The organism is Litchfieldella xinjiangensis, assembly GCF_000759345.1.
GTDB classification, from domain to species: domain Bacteria; phylum Pseudomonadota; class Gammaproteobacteria; order Pseudomonadales; family Halomonadaceae; genus Litchfieldella_A; species Litchfieldella_A xinjiangensis.
Genome location: NZ_JPZL01000002.1, coordinates 694,546 through 711,331, shown reverse-complemented (window position 1 = coordinate 711,331; position 16,786 = coordinate 694,546). Strand labels below are relative to the sequence as shown.

At 63.8% G+C, this 16,786-nt stretch carries 14 protein-coding genes, 1 pseudogene and 1 riboswitch; of the genes and pseudogenes, 7 read left to right on the top strand and 8 right to left on the bottom strand.

The features are described from left to right. Genes JH15_RS10635 through JH15_RS10625 form a run of 3 tightly spaced genes read left to right on the top strand, consistent with a single transcriptional unit; the run spans position 1 to position 4,320 of the window. Positions 1-1,554, top strand: coding sequence for an OpgD/OpgG family glucan biosynthesis protein (locus tag JH15_RS10635; protein ID WP_043530055.1), 1,554 nt, complete (start codon positions 1-3; stop codon positions 1,552-1,554). After that, positions 1,541-3,544 (top strand): glucans biosynthesis glucosyltransferase MdoH, encoded by a 2,004-nt coding sequence (gene mdoH / locus JH15_RS10630; protein WP_197053304.1) that lies wholly within the window; start codon positions 1,541-1,543, stop codon positions 3,542-3,544. The genes JH15_RS10635 and mdoH overlap by 14 nt, the downstream gene beginning before the upstream one ends. Next, positions 3,544-4,320, top strand: a complete 777-nt coding sequence (locus JH15_RS10625; protein ID WP_043530053.1) for an FkbM family methyltransferase — start codon at positions 3,544-3,546, stop codon at positions 4,318-4,320. The genes mdoH and JH15_RS10625 overlap by 1 nt, the downstream gene beginning before the upstream one ends. On the opposite strand, the gene JH15_RS10620 is transcribed toward JH15_RS10625, so the two are convergent. Both JH15_RS10620 and JH15_RS10615 read right to left on the bottom strand, forming a co-directional pair. Next, entirely contained in the window at positions 4,284-4,820 is a 537-nt protein-coding gene (locus tag JH15_RS10620) for a hypothetical protein (protein ID WP_043530051.1), read from the bottom strand. The genes JH15_RS10625 and JH15_RS10620 overlap by 37 nt on opposite strands. Beyond that, positions 4,813-6,441 (bottom strand): sodium:solute symporter family protein, encoded by a 1,629-nt coding sequence (locus JH15_RS10615; RefSeq protein WP_043530049.1) that lies wholly within the window; start codon positions 6,439-6,441, stop codon positions 4,813-4,815. Before JH15_RS10615 ends, JH15_RS10620 begins: the two co-directional genes overlap by 8 nt. A 78-nt stretch (positions 6,442-6,519) precedes the next feature. Between JH15_RS10615 and JH15_RS10610 the strand changes: the two genes are divergently transcribed. Next, entirely contained in the window at positions 6,520-7,338 is an 819-nt protein-coding gene (locus JH15_RS10610; RefSeq protein ID WP_052384039.1) for a creatininase family protein, read from the top strand. Here the strand turns inward: JH15_RS10610 and JH15_RS10605 are convergent. Next, on the bottom strand, positions 7,317-8,438 hold the full coding sequence (locus tag JH15_RS10605) for a GTP cyclohydrolase II (RefSeq protein ID WP_043530046.1): 1,122 nt from the start codon (positions 8,436-8,438) through the stop codon (positions 7,317-7,319). The two genes, JH15_RS10610 and JH15_RS10605, sit on opposite strands and share 22 nt — an antisense overlap. Between JH15_RS10605 and JH15_RS18620 the strand changes: the two genes are divergently transcribed. Continuing rightward, on the top strand, positions 8,437-9,408 hold the full coding sequence (locus tag JH15_RS18620) for a RibD family protein (protein WP_422730560.1): 972 nt from the start codon (positions 8,437-8,439) through the stop codon (positions 9,406-9,408). The two genes, JH15_RS10605 and JH15_RS18620, sit on opposite strands and share 2 nt — an antisense overlap. Before the next feature lie 60 nt (positions 9,409-9,468). On the opposite strand, the pseudogene JH15_RS18615 reads toward JH15_RS18620, so the two are convergent. The 5 genes and pseudogenes from JH15_RS18615 to JH15_RS10580 all read right to left on the bottom strand — a co-directional run. Further along, a pseudogene (locus JH15_RS18615) lies at positions 9,469-10,419 on the bottom strand (lysylphosphatidylglycerol synthase transmembrane domain-containing protein); the annotation flags it as partial. Beyond that, positions 10,365-11,240, bottom strand: coding sequence for a class I SAM-dependent methyltransferase (locus JH15_RS10595; protein ID WP_052384037.1), 876 nt, complete (start codon positions 11,238-11,240; stop codon positions 10,365-10,367). The gene JH15_RS10595 and the pseudogene JH15_RS18615, both read right to left, overlap by 55 nt. Further along, complete coding sequence (locus tag JH15_RS10590; protein WP_043530044.1) at positions 11,237-12,334, bottom strand: glycosyltransferase family 4 protein; 1,098 nt, start codon at positions 12,332-12,334, stop codon at positions 11,237-11,239. The genes JH15_RS10595 and JH15_RS10590 overlap by 4 nt, the downstream gene beginning before the upstream one ends. Continuing rightward, positions 12,331-12,729: a 6-pyruvoyl trahydropterin synthase family protein gene (locus JH15_RS10585; RefSeq protein ID WP_043530042.1), complete on the bottom strand. Its 399-nt coding sequence runs from the start codon at positions 12,727-12,729 to the stop codon at positions 12,331-12,333. Before JH15_RS10585 ends, JH15_RS10590 begins: the two co-directional genes overlap by 4 nt. Positions 12,730-12,751: 22 nt before the next feature. Continuing rightward, positions 12,752-13,729 (bottom strand): zinc-dependent alcohol dehydrogenase, encoded by a 978-nt coding sequence (locus tag JH15_RS10580; RefSeq protein ID WP_043530040.1) that lies wholly within the window; start codon positions 13,727-13,729, stop codon positions 12,752-12,754. A 167-nt stretch (positions 13,730-13,896) separates the two neighbouring features. Here JH15_RS10580 and JH15_RS10575 point away from each other — a divergent pair, with 167 nt between their 5' ends. After that, positions 13,897-14,631 (top strand): CDP-alcohol phosphatidyltransferase family protein, encoded by a 735-nt coding sequence (locus JH15_RS10575; protein ID WP_043530038.1) that lies wholly within the window; start codon positions 13,897-13,899, stop codon positions 14,629-14,631. A 43-nt stretch (positions 14,632-14,674) separates the two neighbouring features. Beyond that, positions 14,675-14,806, top strand: a riboswitch (TPP riboswitch). Between the two features lie 78 nt (positions 14,807-14,884). After that, positions 14,885-16,786: a phosphomethylpyrimidine synthase ThiC gene (gene thiC / locus JH15_RS10570; RefSeq protein ID WP_043530036.1), complete on the top strand. Its 1,902-nt coding sequence runs from the start codon at positions 14,885-14,887 to the stop codon at positions 16,784-16,786.

Here is a 16,786-nt window from a genome sequence, read left to right as displayed (position 1 = left end):
ATGAAACAGGCGCGGCAACTGGCCTTCGCCTTATCGATGGTAATGTTGGCTCCGATGGCATGGGGTCAAGCCGAGGATAACGTCACACAGGTCTTCGATGACGTGACCGATCGTGCCCGGGAAATGGCGGCCTCCGACTACGAGGACAACCCCATTACCCTGCCCGAGCCACTTCGCGATATCGACTACGATGTCTATCGCTCGATTCGCTTCAATCGGGAAAGCGCCTTATGGAACGATGACGGCAATCTATATTCCGTTCAGTTGTTCCACCCCGGATTTCTGTTCAATTCACCGGTCAAGATCAATCTGGTCGAGGACGGAGAGATCCGCCACCTCCCCTTCCAGAAGGCGTTCTTCCGTTACGATGACGAAGCGGCCCCACTCGCGGAGCATGACCTCACGGGGGCCGGCTATGCCGGGCTGCGGCTGCATTACCCCTTGAACACCGAGGAGTACCACGACGAGTTCTTGGTCTTCCAGGGAGCATCGTATTTCCGCATGGTGGGCCGCCAGCAGGGCTATGGGTTATCGGCACGCGGCCTGGCCATCGATACCGCCTCCCCGGGCGGCGAGGAGTTTCCCGCCTTCCGCGAATTCTGGCTGTTCAAGCCCGATCCGGAATCGACCCAGATGCAGATCGTGGCGCTTCTCGATAGTCCGTCGGTGGCGGGTGCCTATCGTTTTACCGTGCATCCCGGTGCCGACGTGAAGATCGATGTCGAGGCCCGGCTGTTCGCACGTGAAACCGTCGAGAAGCTCGGCATCGCCCCGCTCACTAGCATGTTCTTCCATGGCGACGCGCGTCCCTACAAGGCCGATGACTTCCGCCCGCAGGTGCATGACTCCGAAGGGCTACTGGTACTGAATCAGGCCAACGAGTGGGTGTGGCGCCCCTTGAGCAACCCCCGCAACCTGAGCATTTCACGCCTGCAGGGCGAGAATCCACGCGGGTTTGGTCTCGTGCAGCGGGACCGCGATTTCGATAACTACCTCGATCTCGAGGCCCGTTACGACAAGCGTCCCAGCCACTGGATCGTCCCCCAGGGCGATTGGGGAGCCGGCAGCGTAGAGCTGGTCGAGATTCCCAGCGATTCCGAAACCAACGACAACATCGTCTCGTTCTGGGTTCCTGAGGATTCGCTGGAAGCGGGTGAAGAGCGCACTTACCGCTACCGGATGTCGACGTTCGACGCGCACCCGCCGAACCAGGAACTCGCGCATGTGATACGCACGCGTCAAGGCTGGGCTGCGATTCCTGGACAGAGCGATCCGCCCCCCCGCAGCCATCGTCAGTTTGTCGTCGATTTCCAGGGAGATGCATTGGCCACGCTCGACGAGAGTCACCCCGTCGAGGCTTGGGTCACGGCCTCCAATGGCGAAACGGAGCAGATCCAGGTTCAACGCCTGCCGGATGGAAAGACCTGGCGCGCCTCGTTCCGCCTGCACCCAGAAGATGACACACCAGTGGATCTGCGAATGGGCCTGACATTGCGCAATGAGACCCTTTCTGAAACCTGGAATTACGTCTGGAATCCCAATGAGATCCGCTAAGCCTTCCCACATGCCCTTGCTGGGCATGCGACGTCTGGTATTCGCGTTGCTGGTGCTCTCCAGCACCGCCGCGGGTGGCTGGGCAATGTTCGAAATCCTCCGGGTCAACGGCATCACTACCTTGCAGAGCATCGTGCTGGGGCTGTTCGTGATCACGTTCGGCTGGATCACGATCGCCTTCTGGACAGCCATCGCCGGCTTCGTGCTCCTGCTGATTCGACGCGATCCGGCCACCCTGGTCCGCTTCGACCCCGATGCCCCGGCCCAGCACCCCGGCGAACACCGCACGGTACTGGTCATGCCCATCTATAACGAAGACCCCGAGCGGGTCGTGGATGGCTTGGAAAGCACTTGCCGCTCTGTGCTTGAGCAACCGGGGGGCGACGGTTTCGAAGTCTTCGTGATCAGCGATACCCGTGACGATACGATCGCCGATGAGGAAGCCACGGCGATCGCCGCCCTGCAGCGACGGCTCGCCCCCGACATGCAGGTGTACTATCGGCGGCGTGAGAGCAACGAGGGTCGCAAGGCCGGCAACCTGTCGGACTTCTGTCGTCAGTGGGGCAATCGCTACGACTACATGGTGGTGCTCGATGCCGACAGTGTCATGGGCGGGAAAACGCTGGTGACCCTGGTCGCGTCCATGCAGGCAAACCCCCAGGTCGGGTTGATTCAGACCATCCCTATCCCGGTACGCTCGGAAAGCGTGTTCGGGCGCTTCACCCAGTTCGCCGCCGCCTTGCACAGCCCCCTCCTGGCCACTGGCCAGAGCTTTTGGCAGGGCGATACCGCCAATTTCTGGGGACACAACGCCATCATTCGCACCCAGGCGTTCATGGCCAGTTGCGGCCTGCCCAACCTTCCTGGCAACCCCCCGTTGGGTGGCGAAATCCTTAGCCATGACTTCGTGGAAGCCGCCCTGCTTCGCCGGGCCGGCTGGGAAACCCACCTGGAAGTGCGTGTCGACGAGAGCTACGAGGAAGTACCCAGCAATATCCTCGAATTCGCCAAGCGCGACCGGCGCTGGACCCAGGGCAACATGCAACACCTGCGTCTGCTGACAGGCAAGGGACTGCACGGCATGAGCCGCTTCCACTTCCTGTTCGGCGCGTTGGCCTTCATGACCTCATTGCTGTGGGCGCTGATGCTGATCGTCAGTACGGTCGACGCCATCGGCCGGGCCCAGGGACGCCACACGTTCTTCAGTGACGGCTACCAACTCTTTCCCGACTGGCCCATCGCCACGCCGGATCTGATCATGCCACTGATCGCCAGCACGGCGGCGGTACTGCTACTGCCCAAGATACTGGGATCGACGCTGGCCTTCATTCAACGCCCCGAGGCCTTCGGCGGACGAGGCTGTCTGATCGCCAGCACGGTTTTCGAAATCGTCATTGCGATACTGATAGCCCCGATCATGATGGTCTACCACAGCTTCTTCATCCTGAGCATCCTCAGCGGTGGCAAGGTGAGCTGGGACGCGCAGGTTCGTGAAGGACGCTCGGTGCCTTGGTGGGATGCCATTCGCCATACCTGGGCCGCTACGTTGCTCGGTGCGGTGTGGGCCATCGCCACGTACCAATTGGCCCCGGTTTTTTTCTGGTGGCTTTCGCCCGTGTGGTTCGGCCTGCTGCTTTCGGCCCCGCTGGTGAAGATGACCAGCAGCTTGACCCACGGCAACCGCCTGCGTCGTCTCGGCCTGCTGCTGGTCCCCTCGGAAGTCCAGCCAACGCGTGTACTCAGAACGCTGGGCACCTTCGCCGAAGAAGTGTCTCTCGAGCAGGAGACCGCTCAGCTACAACCGCCGCCCCCACCGGTGCCGGGCGAGATGCCGATCCAGTCCTTCTCCCAGCAGCCCCCGCCGCAGCCCACCGCTCAGGCGCGTCCCCTGGGTCCGGCAACCCCCGATACGGAGGCTCACGAACCGCAACCCGACCCCGCCACGCAAACTACGGCCAGTCGCAAAAACACGGCCTACGTGAAGGACTGATGAACACCGCCTTCAGGGAGCGGCTCACGCGTGGGCTCGGCCTATCGCGCTCCCTCTGGCTTTATTGGCGCCCAGGGCGCCAGCGTGGCTTGCGCCGCCTCTACGCCACGTTCCTCGCACCGGGGGACGTGGCGTTCGATATCGGGGCGCATCTAGGCGACCGCAGCGGAGCCTTTGCCGGGCTGGGCGCTCAGGTGGTGGCGCTGGAACCGCAGCCCCACCTCTACGCCTGGCTGCAACGCTTGGTCGGTTGGCGGCAGGGCGTGATCCTGCTTCCCTACGCGGCAGGTGCCGAACCCGGACACGCGGAGCTTGCCGTCAGCCGTGCCACGCCTACCGTTTCGACACTGGCCACGCACTGGCGTCAGTATATCGGCGAGCGCAATGAGGGATTTCGGCATGTCACCTGGGACGAACGCATCCGCGTTCGCTTGATCACACTCGACGAACTCATCGCCCGCTACGGCTCGCCTGCCTTCTGCAAGATCGATGTGGAAGGATTCGAGGCCGAGGTGCTGGCGGGACTGAGCCAGCCGCTGCCTGCGCTCTCGGTCGAGTTCGTCTCCGGCTCGCTGGAAGTGAGCCAGGCGTGCGTGGATCGCCTGGCGGCATTGGGCGAGTATCGCTACAACACGATCGAGGGAGAGTCGCGCCAGTTCCGTTGGACGCAGTGGCGAACGCCTGACGAGGTCAGGGAGTGGCTCGAAGCCGGTGCGGACGGTCTGGCCTCGGGTGACCTCTATGCACGCCTGGCGGCGCCCTCGCCTTCGGCATGACGTTTGGCCAAACCCGCCAACACCGCCGGTTTGAGCCGTACCAGCGGCTCGCCTGACATGCCACTGACGATGACTAACCGATGATGCCGCCCGTGACGATAGCCAAGCCACAAAGGCAACCATACGGGGGTAGGCTCAGCCAATATCAGCCGGGTATGCCACAAGCGGGGCTTCGCCAATCGCTCCCATAGCCATTGCCGGGCCACGTCATCGCGCTGCGGTGACATTTCGTCATCGAGTCGCAGCTCATCCGAGAACACTGCCTCGCCCGCCGACAGAGCATCGCCAACGGCGAAGTCGCCTCCCGGCAGCAACAGGGCACGCGACAGATCCTGCCCGGTGAGAAGCCAGGCAAGCGGGTCGCTGTCCCCCGCCTGCGCCAGGCCGAAACCCCACAACTTGAGCCACGCCGGCTCGCAGGACGTCGCGCCCAACCGCCGCAATTTGGCGATGGCTCGCGAGGTCTCGACCCGGCGGGCCAAGGCAAGGGAATTAGCCATTGGCCCACCCCTGGAACACCGCAAGACCGATCATCAACACGATGAACCACACCACCAGCCCGATGCAGCGTTGCCGTGTCAGGCGGGCCTCACCACCGATCTCTTGCGCCTGGCCGGCACGTTTCGAGAGGATCGCCTGCATGTCGGGGGCGGTCTCCTCCATCATGACATCGCTCAACTGTTCTCGACGGGGCGCAGGCGCAGTCAGGCTGACGAGGTATCCGACCACCAGCGACACCGTGACGCCAATGGTATTGTTGTACAGCCAGGAGATCTCGGTAGTGGCCGACACGGCCCATACCGCCAGCATGCCTACGATCAGCCCGGCCATCGCGCCACGGGCGTTGGCGCGATGGTTGAGAATGGCCAGCAGGAACACCCCGAGCAGGGCCCCATAGAACCACGAGCCGATCTGATTGACGGCCTCGATCACCGGCCCGAGGTTGCCCGCAAAGAACGCGAATATCGTGGCATAGATGCCCCAGAAGACCGTCGCCAGACGCGACACCTTGAGATAGTGCGACTCACTGGCCTCTGACTTGACATAGCGACTGTAGAAGTCGCGCACCGTGACCGCCGATAGCGAATTGAGTGCGGAGTCCAGGCTCGACATGGCTGCCGCGAAGACCCCGGCAATGACCAGCCCCGTGACGCCCTGCGGGAACGTGTTGACCACATAGCGTGGGAACAACTCGTTGAGATTGTCGGGGGCGGTCATGCCCTGTTGTTCATAGTAGGCGCCCAGCATCACGCCGATGAACAGGAAGAGCAGCATCTGGGGCACCAGCAGGTAACCGCCTATCAAAAGCGAACGTTGCGCATCGGGGACCGAAGGACTGGTCAATACGCGCTGGATCTGGCTCTGGTCGGTACCGAAGTACGCCACATGCAGGAAAAACCCGCCGAACAGCCCCGCCCAGAGCGTGTAGGTGACCGTGGGGCTGAACGACAGATCCAGTGCATTGAACATCTCATTGGCCCGGCCGTAATCGAACACATCGCCCCAGCCGCCCGGCAGGCTCGTCACCAGCAATACCATGCTCAGGATCGCGCCCATCCACAACACGAACATCTGGATCACGTCGGTCCAGACCACGGCACTGATGCCCCCCAGGACGGTATAGCTGATCGCCAGCACCGCCATCAGAATGATGGTCAGGTTGACGTCCCAGCCCGTGACCACCGACAGCACCAGGGCGGGCGCATAGAGCACCACCCCGGTGGCCAGACCACGCGCCACCAGAAACAGGAAGGCACTCAGTGTTCGCGTCGACGGGCCGAAGCGCCGTTCGAGCAATTCATAGATGCTGTAGATGCCGGCGCGGTGAAACACCGGCACCAGCAGCAATATCAACACCGCCATGGCTAGCGGCACGTTGATGAAGGTGACCAGGCGTTCCAGGCCTCCTTCGAAGCCCCAGCCCGGCGCGCCGATGAACGTGATGGCACTGGCCTGGGTCGCCATGACCGAGAGGCCGATCGCCCAGCCGGGAATGCTGCGTCCCCCCAGGAAGTAGTCCTGGGTACTCGTCTGCCCCTTGCCGACCCACGAGCCGATCCAGGCGATCAGCAGCACGTAGACCACCAGCACTACGGTATCGATCCACGTAAACGCATCCATGCGTTACCCCCTTAACCATTGACGATGAACTAAGATTAGCAGGCAAATCAGAAGCCGAAGGGAAACGAGGAAAACAGTATGGCCCCCTACACGGATCGCACCAGACGTTGGCAGGACCTGACCGCGCCCGAACTGGCTCGTCAGGTGGGACCCGACAGCGTCGCGGTGATGGTACTCGGCGCCATCGAACAACATGGCGAGCATTTGCCATTGTCGACCGACCTGGATATTGGCGAAGGCTTGCTCGATGCCGCCCTGTCTTATCTGGAAGACGATGCTCCGCTATGGGTCCTGCCGCCGCTCGCGATTGGCGCCAGCCCAGAGCACACCAGCTTTGCGGGCACCTTGAGCCTGCCGCCCGAGGTTGCGATTGCCACGATCGAAGCCATCGGGGATAGCCTCGCTCGCGCCGGAGTACGGCGTCTGGTACTGCTCAACGGCCATGGCGGCAACAATGCCGTGATGGCGATTGCCGCCCTCACGCTGCGCCGCCGTTGGGGCATGTTGGTGGTCAAGTACCATTACGTCCGCTCGGCGCCGCCTTCGGAGTGGCTACCTGCCGACGAAATGCGGCATGGTCTGCATGGTGGCGCCCTGGAAACGGCACTGATGCTGCATCTGGCACCGCACAAGGTCCATCGCGACCGCCTCGGACATCCGGCCTCGTGCGGTGAGGCCATGGCAGCCCAGGGCATGCGTCTGGGTCCGGAGGGTGAAGCCGCCTTTGCCTGGCTGGCTGAAGATCTGCACCCCGACGGGGTGGTGGGTAACGCCAGTCTCGCCACTCCCGCACTAGGGGAGCGCCTGGTCGCGCATTATGCGTCGCGCCTCGCCAGTGTACTGGACGTGCCGCGCCACATGACGATCGACGCCTTTCAGGCACGGCCCGACGAGTGACCGTCCAATACATCGTCGAGCCAATGTCCAGCCCGTTTGGACTTGGCGCTCAGATAGCGCAGGTTATGATCGGTAAGACGGCCATAGAGCGCCTGGCGGTCGGCGACCTCGATACCGCCATCTCTCAAGGCCTGTAGCTTCAAGGGGTTGTTGGTCAATAACTGGACGCGCTCGATACCCAGCGCCGCCAGCATATCCACGGCCGCCCGATAATGGCGTTCGTCGTCGCCGAAGCCCAGCGTCTTGTCGGCGTCGACGGTATCCAGGCCGGTGTCCTGCAGGGCATAGGCACGCAGCTTGTTGGCCAGGCCGATGCCTCGGCCCTCCTGGGCCAGGTAGAGCAGCACGCCGCCCCCCATTTCCGCGATATCGGCCACCGCGTTGCGCAACTGTTCACCGCAATCGCAGCGCAGGCTGCCGAACAGGTCACCGGTCAAGCAGGCCGAATGCAGGCGCAGCGGTACCGCGTCTCGCCAGGCATCGATATCGCCGATGACGACCGCGACATGTTCGCGCAGCCCGTCGGGTTCGCGAAACAGAATGAACCGGCTGTCCTGGGCCTCGGCCAGGGGCACCTGAGCTTCGCTGACACGCTTGAGCAGGCCTGCCGACGCCTCGAAGCAACCCACTGCCTTGTCCGCCGCCACCGACAGCAGCGTGCCCTCCTCGATCAGCTGGCGAATGCGCGGGCGGGCCGCGTCGCTCACACGTGCCGTGATCGCCGCGGGAATCAGCAGGGCTCGGCGCATCAGAGCCAACGCGGCCCGGTCGGCCAGCCCGGCCGGTTGCGGAGCACCGAAGCGCCTATCCCGTTGAGGATCGTCACCGAAGGCCAGCGCATTCAGCGCGCGAACGTCGAGCGGCATTGTGTCGCTGAGCGGCAGCCGGGCCGCCTCGGCGTCGACCGAACCGCCTAGCAATGCCAGACGATGCCTGCTCACGACCAACGCTGGCGCCTGCCCCGCCTTGTCGAGCAGACGCTCGAGCGTCGAGTCGTCGATACCCTCGACGGGCTGCACCAGAACCTGGGCGGGCCCGTCATTCAAGACGATAGGCAGGCCACGACGTAAATCGAAAATGGCGCGTTCGACCTGATGCATGGCGTTCTCCTTAACGCTGGACGAAAGGTTGTACTGCACGAGGGGACTTAGCAAGATGATGACTCGATACCGACCTGGAGATGGCATGTCCCCGACTTCCGACATCGTCGCGTGTAGCGACATCCAAGCGTGGTGCCTGGCGGCCTGGAACGCGGTGCGCCAGGTGCGCGACCATGCCGGAGCGATGCCGCAGCGCCTGACGCTCGACCTGCCTGGCACGGTCGTGACCGTTGAGCGCGGCGGCCAATGGCAAGCCCAGGTGCCAGTGCCCGATGCGGCCCGCGATATCCTCGACTGCCTGTTGCCGCTCGCCGCTCAGGAGGGCCCCCTGGCCATTGCCCAGCTCGGCCAGAGCCTGGATGGGCGAATTGCCACCCAGAGCGGGCACTCTCATTACATCAATGGCATCGACAGCCGAACGCACCTGCATCGATTGCGGGGCCTGGTCGACGCAGTGCTGGTCGGGGCCGGGACGGTGTGTGAGGACGACCCCCAGCTCAATGTGCGGCATGTGCCGGGCGACAACCCGGTCCGTGTGGTGCTCGATCCGCGTGGGCGCGTACCGGCCGAACGGCATGTGTTTCAAGTGCCCGATGCGCCGACCCTTCATCTGGTCGGGGCGCATGCCGTGCCCCAGGGGCCGGTCGGCGACCACGTCATTCGCGCCGTGGTTGACTCTCAGGACGGGAGGGTCTCGCCACACGCCGTCATCGACTACCTGGCCGGGCTGGGCCACACGCGCCTCCTGATCGAGGGCGGGGGTACCACGGTGTCGCGCTTCCTGGAAGCCGGGGCGCTGCATCGGCTGCATTTGCTGATCGCGCCGCTGCTGATCGGGTCGGGGCGTGCGGGGCTGTTGATGCCCCCCATCGTCACGCTCGACGAAGCCCTGCGCCCGGTGACTCGATGGTTCCGCTGCGGAGACGACACGATCGCCGATCTCGACTTTACTGTCGCCCGACGCGCCTGACGGCGGTGAGCGCCTGCGTCCCGGCCGGTACCATAGGCTTAGCGCCCCTGGCAGGCTGGCGACGAGAATCAACAGCCCATAACTGACGGCAACGGCCACGCCCTGCGCGCCGGATAGCCCTACGGCAGCCCATGCCAGGGCGGCGGCGCCCTCTCGCATGCCCCAACCGGCTACCGTGAGCGGAATCAACATCGACAGTAGCACCGGGGGCAATAGCGCCATCAGCGTTGTCACCGGGAGTTCGACCCCGATGGCGCGGGCGGCGCATACGAACACCGCGCCGTAGCTGGCCACTACCAGCAACGAACTGAACAGTTGACGAGGCCAGGCACGGGCGCTGAACAGTGCCCGGTGGATATCCCGGCCCAATCCCTCGAGCAGTATCGCGCTCCAGCGGGGAGGCGAATGCATGAGCCATCGATAGACCACGCCCCCGATTGCCAGGCCGCCCAAGGCCATGGCCATCAGGCCCACACCGCCCATTGGCAAGTGCGCCGACAAGCCGTGTACGGCACGGCCCACCGAGGCATGCCACAGCGGCGAGAGCACTAGCATTCCAAGGGTCAGGCCAATGACGACCACTTGGCCGGAGGCACGTTCAATGATTACGGCACGCCAGGCCGCACCCCGTGTGCCACTGGATTGGGCATGCCGCCAGGCCCGTGTGGCATCGCCCATCATCCCGCCGGGCAGCACCTGATTGAGAAAGGTCGACAGATAATAATCGCTGAAGGCGGTTCGCCAGGCGATCGGTACCCCCAGCCAACCGGCGGTCATGCGCCAGCGCCACGCCGATACGGCCACCTGCGGCAGGGTCAAGGCCAATCCCAACATCGCCCAGCCCGGTGACAAGCGCTGTACCTCGGCCATGATTTCAGTGAGGTCGAGCCACAGGATCAGGCCTAGCAAGAGCGCCAGGCTGACCAGTGGACGCACCACGCGGCGCGCGGCCCCCCTCACTCGGCATTCCCCTGCGCGGGACTGGCAAACAGGTCGCAATGCTCGACCCATAGACCCAACGCTCCACTAGCCAGCGCCGAGCGGCGCTGGGCATGCCAGGCACCAAGAGCCTCGCTGGCTTGGGGGGCCAGCTCGCATGCCGCATCGAACCAACCATCGATCAAGGCGCTGCCGAGGGACAGGCCATGCGATGTGCCTGCGGTCAGTTGCCATGGGCTGGCGTCCCGTTCCACCCGATAACCGTACAGCGTGAACAGCCGCTCGATTTCATCCGGGGCTTCCCCGCCCAGGGCAACGCCCAGCCCTTTGTCGCGCCGCTGGTGTACCCGCAGCAGCTCGGCCACCGACGCATCCTCCTCGGTATCGGCCGGTCGACCGTCCCGGTCGATGAAATGCCAATGCCCGGTGACACTGAGTGTGGCCAACAAGGCGATGCCACGCCCGGCACATTCATCGACGAGACGCTCCAGCCATTCACGCGAGACCAGATCGAACAACGCCGAGGCGGTCACCAGATGCGCACCCTCCCACCAGTCGGCCTCGAGACGATCGAGATCATGTGGCCAGGTGAATATCTCGACGGGGGTCCCTTCCGACGACGTCAATGCCTGGAGACGTTCAACGGCAAGTGCCAGCAGGGCGGGATCGTGATCGACGAGTCGCCAATGCTGCGGACCGGGCAGGCGGGGGGCGAGATAGCGCGGATTGCTGCCGGCACCGCTGCCCAGGTCGACGATAACCCGATCATCGACGCGCTCTAGCCACGCTGCCGCCTGCTCCGTCAGACGCGTCGATCGCGCCTGGGCATCGGCCGGCTCGCGCAGCGCCAGCCAATCGGCGGCAAAACGACTCGCCTCTACCGGCAGGCTCACGGCGCCTCCCGCGCTGCGCCGTTCGAGCCCACGGCAGGACGGCATAGCGCCGCCATGAATGTCTCGCCCGCTTCGGCCCAGCTGTACTGGCGTCCACGGGCCTCACGGGCGCCACGACGCAGATCCTGACGAAGCTCGGGCTCATCGAACCAGCGACGCAGCGCATCGCTCAAGGCGGCAACCTCGCCTGGCGGCACTTTGACGCCGGCCGCCTCGGGCAAGGTGTGTGCCAGGGCACCGCCGGTGGTGGTAATGACCGGTAGCCCATGGGCCAAGGCCTCGACCACGACCATGCCATAGCCCTCGTAATGCGAGGGCAGCACGAACAGATCGGCATGGTGATAGGCGGCGTCCAGCGCGTCATGGGGGCGCTCACCGAGCAAATGGATGCGCTCGTCCAGACCATGCGTCTCGATCAGCGCCTTCACGCGCGCCAGATGGGCCGGGTCGCGATCCAGTCCGCCAATGAAATCGCATTGCCAGTCACGATCGGCTAGCGGCGCCAACGCCTCGACTAGCAGGTCATGCCCCTTGCGCGGGGTCAGGGTCGCCACACACAGCAGGCGCTGGGTGCGTGAGGCATCGCCGTCATCGTTGGAGGTGGCAGCCAGCGGTGCCGATGCGACCCCCGGCTCGACGACCGCCACCTTCTCTGCGGGTACGTCGAAATCCGCCAGACGGCGGGCGGTGAAGGTACTGGTGGCGATCACTCGCCCTACCGCGGCCAGCGCACGCGTCTCGCTGATGGCGAAGCGCGTGCGCTCGGCGTCGTTCAATCCGGTCTCGTCGGCGAGCGGATGATGCACCAATGCCGTCAGATCGAGACGTTTGCCGTGGGCCGCCACGACGTCAGGCAGGCCGCACATGGCCAGCCCGTCGATCACCACCCGCGTTCCTTCGGCCTGGCTGGCCAGGGCCTGCTCAAGCGCGTCGGCGGCAACGCTGTCGGGTTCGGGAAAACGACCCTCGAGTCCGATCACCTCGACCGGAACGCCCTGGGCCTGGAGCGCCTCGGCGATACGGGCGTCGTAAACGTAGCCTCCGGTGAGCTGCGCGGGGTCACCGGCCACGATCAAGGTAAGAGACTCACTCACAACGCCCCCTCGTAACTGGCCCAGGCCACGTGTGACTCATGCAAGGTCACGGTCATTGCCGTGAGTCCCTTCGCGGCCTCGCCGAGACGCCCGCCGTTGACCGCCTTGGCAAGGCGCTCGAAGATCACGTGGGCCATGAACTCGGTCGTGGTATTGCGCCCACGAAACTCCTCGAATTCGTCGAGATTGGTCAGGTTGAATTCGGCCAATATCTCGTGAAGCACGCTACCGGCCAGGCCGATGTCCACGACTAGGTCGTCGTGATCCAGCTCGGGACGCTTGAACGTCACGTCGACGACGTAGGTGGCACCATGACAGCGCTGGGCGGGCCCGAACACCTCGCTGCTGAAACTATGGGCGATCATGAAGTGATCGCGAACGTTGAGACTGAACATCAGAAAACTCCGTTACGGTCGGCTAGCGATAGCGAAGCCGATGACAAAGGACATCACCTGACGCGGCGACGAGTCGCGGCATCGTCTCCGGCAGGTCGAGAAAATCGCTTTCGCCATTGAACAGGGCATCGAGACGAGGATCGGCGAGTAGATCCAGCGCCAGCGCCAGTCGTCGACCGTGATCCCAGCGCGGTTGACGCCCCGGGGCGATGCCGCCCACCTGACTGGAGCGCAGGGTCAGGCGACGGGAATGAAAGGCTTCACCGAGCGGCACACTGACGGACTGATGACCGTACCAACTCATCTCGAGTACGGTGGCCTCGGTACCCGCCAGGCGAAGCGCTTGCGTGAGCCCCTCGGGGTTGCCGCTGGCATGAACGACGAGGTCGTTATCGGCTGGGGCCTGATCGGGCGTGGCGAACGCGACCCCGAGTGCCTCGGCAAGCGAGGCACGCTGCGGTACGACATCGATTAGGCTCACCCGGGTACCGGGTATTCGAGCGCACAGGTAAGCCACCAGTGCACCGACAACGCCCGCGCCGATCACCACGATACGATCGCCGACGGCGGGGGCCGCATCCCATGTCGCATTGAGGGCCGTTTCCATATTGGCGGCCAGCACGGCCCGTTCGGGGGGAAGCCCGTCGGGGAGCGGGAGCACGGCATTGGCCGGGACAACGTAGCGGTCCTGATGGGGGTAGAGACAAAAGACATGGCGATCTCGGAGAGACGCAGGACCGCGCTCGACACGCCCGACACTGGCATAGCCATACTTTACCGGTGCCGGAAAGTCACCGGACTGGAACGGCGCGCGCATGCGCTGGTGCTCGCTTTCGGGCACGCGTCCCTCGAATACCAGCGACTCGGTGCCCCGACTGACGGCACTATAGTCGGTCGCAACCTGTACCTCATCGTCACCGAGCACCGGCAACGTCTCCTCTTTAAGGACACCTCGCCCGGGAGACTGGACCCAGAAAGCCTTGGCAAGCGTGGGGGTCATTTCACCTTCCTTGTGCCCAGATGGCGCCCATCACGTGACGCCTGAAAACTTATACAATACTCTTACCTAGAGTAGACCATGCATCGTTTCAAGGCACGGCGATCTTCAGATCTCCGCTCTTTATACGCTGCGTAGTTTCAGCATAGTTGCCCTGGCCGAGTTTCAGCATGTTCGAATCGTCTAACATAATGCGCCGCCTAAAGCGCCCTAACGTTCCGGTGCTGCTGGAACTTGCACTTGGGCTTGGGCTGCTCGGGCTGGAACTATGGATCTGGCAACATCTCGTGGCGCCGCCCACGGGCATGTTGGCTGGCGCACTCTTGAGCTATCTGGTGCTGGCCGGCGTGGTCTGGGCGACGTTTCCAGCGACGCTACGCGGCCTTGGCTGGGCCAACCGCGTCACTCTGTTTCGGGCCACCCTGGTCACGGTATTCATTGGGTCACTGCCATTCCCTGCGTTCCTGGCGAATCACGCCGTCGCCCTGGCGGGACTTGCGCTACTCGCTCTGGTACTCGATGGAATCGATGGCTGGGTCGCGCGCCGTACCCGCACGGACACTTGGTTCGGTGCGCACTTCGACATGGAGCTCGACGCCGGACTCGTGCTGGCGCTGAGTGTGGCCGTTGCGCTGCTGGGGAAAGTGGAAGCCTGGGTCCTGCTGATCGGTGTCATGCGTTATGGCTTCGTGATCGCCGGCCTGGTCTGGCCGTGGCTACGTGCCGAGCTGCCCGAGCGCTTGCGGCGCAAGGCCGGGTGTGTCGTGCAGGTCGCCACGCTACTCATCTGTCTATTGCCTGCGGTCGACGCCACATGGGCGACACGACTCTCGGCGATAGCGCTTTTGCTGTTGTTCGCCTCGTTTGCCCTCGATGTTCGCTGGTTGTGGCGCCACGCCCGGTAATTCGCAGGGATGGCAAGCTCCCCCCGTCCTGCTAGACTGCCATCGAAGCTTGACGGGGTGCCGGTCAATCCGGCTGAGATGGTGTAGGGTTCCCTCAAAAGAAGAGAACCATAGCACTGATCCCGTTGAACCTGATCTGGCTAGGACCAGCGTAGGGATCAAGCGACACGCAGAGACTCCAGGCAAGAACCGCCCTGCCCCTGTCCCTCCTCCGCTTGTCCTCCCTGACGATACCGACAATGGGAGAACAACGATGGCAAGAACCGATCATTTCCTCGCCGAAAGCGCCCGCGTCGATGCTGCTGCCGTGAAACCACTGCCCGGCTCTCGCAAGGTCTACGTCGAAGGTTCGCGCCCAGACATTCGCGTGCCTTTCCGCGAAATCGGACTTTCACCGACACGCACCTCCGGTGCCGACGAAGAGAACCCGCCGCTACTGGTGTACGACACCTCCGGTCCCTATACCGATCCCGCCACCGAGATCGACTTGCGGCGCGGTCTGCCTGCACTGCGCCGGGCCTGGATCGACGAACGTGACGACACCGAATATCTCGATAGCCCGACCAGCGACTACGGCAAGCGTCGCGCCAACGATCCGCTGCTCGCCCCGCTGCGCTTCGACCTGACCCGCACGCCACGTCGAGCCAAGACAGGAAGGAATGTCACCCAGCTCCACTACGCGCGGCAAGGCATTATCACGCCCGAGATGGAATTCATCGCGCTACGTGAGAACCAGCGCCGCCAGGCGCTGGGCACGGCGGACGTCGAACGCATCCTCGGCCACCAGCATCCCGGCCAAGGCTTCGGTGCTCGGCTGCCCGACGAGATCACTCCCGAGTTCGTGCGCCGCGAAGTCGCCGAGGGGCGGGCGATCATTCCCTGCAACATCAACCACCCTGAATCGGAGCCGATGATCATCGGCCGCAACTTCCTGGTGAAGATCAACGGCAACCTGGGCAATTCAGCGGTCACCTCATCGATCGAGGAGGAGGTCGACAAGATGACCTGGGGCATCCGCTGGGGTGCCGATACCATCATGGATCTCTCCACTGGGCAGAACATTCACGAGACCCGCGAATGGATCATTCGCAACGCGCCGGTGCCTATCGGTACGGTGCCGATCTACCAAGCGCTCGAGAAAGTGAATGGTGTCGCCGAGAACCTCACTTGGGAGGTGTTTCGCGATACGTTGATCGAACAGGCGGAGCAAGGGGTCGATTACTTCACCATTCATGCCGGCGTGCTCCTGCGCTACGTGCCGCTAACCGCCAACCGCGTCACCGGCATCGTCTCCCGCGGCGGCTCGATCATGGCCAAGTGGTGTCTTTATCATCATCAGGAAAGTTTCCTCTATACCCACTTCGAGGAGATCTGCGAGATCTGCAAGCAGTACGATGTGGCCTTCTCGCTGGGTGATGGCCTGCGCCCGGGCTCGGTCGCCGACGCCAACGACGAGGCGCAGATGGCTGAATTGAGGACTCTGGGCGAGTTGACCCGCATCGCCTGGAAGCACGACGTGCAGGTGATGATCGAAGGGCCCGGCCACGTGCCCATGCACCTGGTGAAGGAGAACATGGAAAAGCAGCTTGAGTACTGCGACGAGGCGCCCTTCTATACCCTGGGGCCGCTGGTGACCGACATCGCCCCCGGTTACGACCACATCACCTCAGGCATCGGTGCGGCGATGATCGGCTGGTACGGCTGCGCCATGCTCTGCTACGTGACGCCCAAGGAGCACCTGGGCCTGCCCAACAAGGATGACGTCAAGACCGGCATCATCACTTACAAGATCGCCGCGCACGCCGCCGACCTGGCCAAGGGTCACCCGGCTGCCCAGCGCCGCGACAATGCCCTGTCCAAGGCGCGCTTCGAATTTCGCTGGGAGGATCAGTTCAACCTGGGGCTCGACCCCGACACCGCGCGTGAATACCACGACGAGACACTGCCCAAGGACTCCGCCAAGGTGGCTCACTTCTGCTCCATGTGTGGGCCCAAGTTCTGCTCGATGAAGATCAGCCAGGAGGTGCGCGACACGTATCGAGGGCGCATCACTGAACAGGGCCAGGAGAGCGATGCCGAGGCCGTAAAGCGTGGAATGCAGGAGCAAGCGGAGAAATTCCGCGCCCAGGGAGGCGAACTCTACAAGGAAGTCTGA

Excerpts from the sequence above, each read along its gene's own strand:
- JH15_RS10635 (WP_043530055.1), top strand. The coding sequence starts at position 1 with ATGAAACAGGCGCGGCAACTGGCCTTCGCCTTATCGATGGTAATGTTG.
- mdoH (WP_197053304.1), top strand. The coding sequence starts at position 1,541 with ATGAGATCCGCTAAGCCTTCCCACATGCCCTTGCTGGGCATGCGACGT.
- JH15_RS10625 (WP_043530053.1), top strand. The coding sequence starts at position 3,544 with ATGAACACCGCCTTCAGGGAGCGGCTCACGCGTGGGCTCGGCCTATCG.
- JH15_RS10620 (WP_043530051.1), bottom strand. The coding sequence starts at position 4,820 with ATGGCTAATTCCCTTGCCTTGGCCCGCCGGGTCGAGACCTCGCGAGCC.
- JH15_RS10615 (WP_043530049.1), bottom strand. The coding sequence starts at position 6,441 with ATGGATGCGTTTACGTGGATCGATACCGTAGTGCTGGTGGTCTACGTG.
- JH15_RS10610 (WP_052384039.1), top strand. The coding sequence starts at position 6,520 with ATGGCCCCCTACACGGATCGCACCAGACGTTGGCAGGACCTGACCGCG.
- JH15_RS18620 (WP_422730560.1), top strand. The coding sequence starts at position 8,437 with ATGGCGTTCTCCTTAACGCTGGACGAAAGGTTGTACTGCACGAGGGGA.
- JH15_RS10605 (WP_043530046.1), bottom strand. The coding sequence starts at position 8,438 with ATGCATCAGGTCGAACGCGCCATTTTCGATTTACGTCGTGGCCTGCCT.
- JH15_RS10585 (WP_043530042.1), bottom strand. The coding sequence starts at position 12,729 with ATGTTCAGTCTCAACGTTCGCGATCACTTCATGATCGCCCATAGTTTC.
- JH15_RS10580 (WP_043530040.1), bottom strand. The coding sequence starts at position 13,729 with ATGACCCCCACGCTTGCCAAGGCTTTCTGGGTCCAGTCTCCCGGGCGA.
- JH15_RS10575 (WP_043530038.1), top strand. The coding sequence starts at position 13,897 with ATGTTCGAATCGTCTAACATAATGCGCCGCCTAAAGCGCCCTAACGTT.
- thiC (WP_043530036.1), top strand. The coding sequence starts at position 14,885 with ATGGCAAGAACCGATCATTTCCTCGCCGAAAGCGCCCGCGTCGATGCT.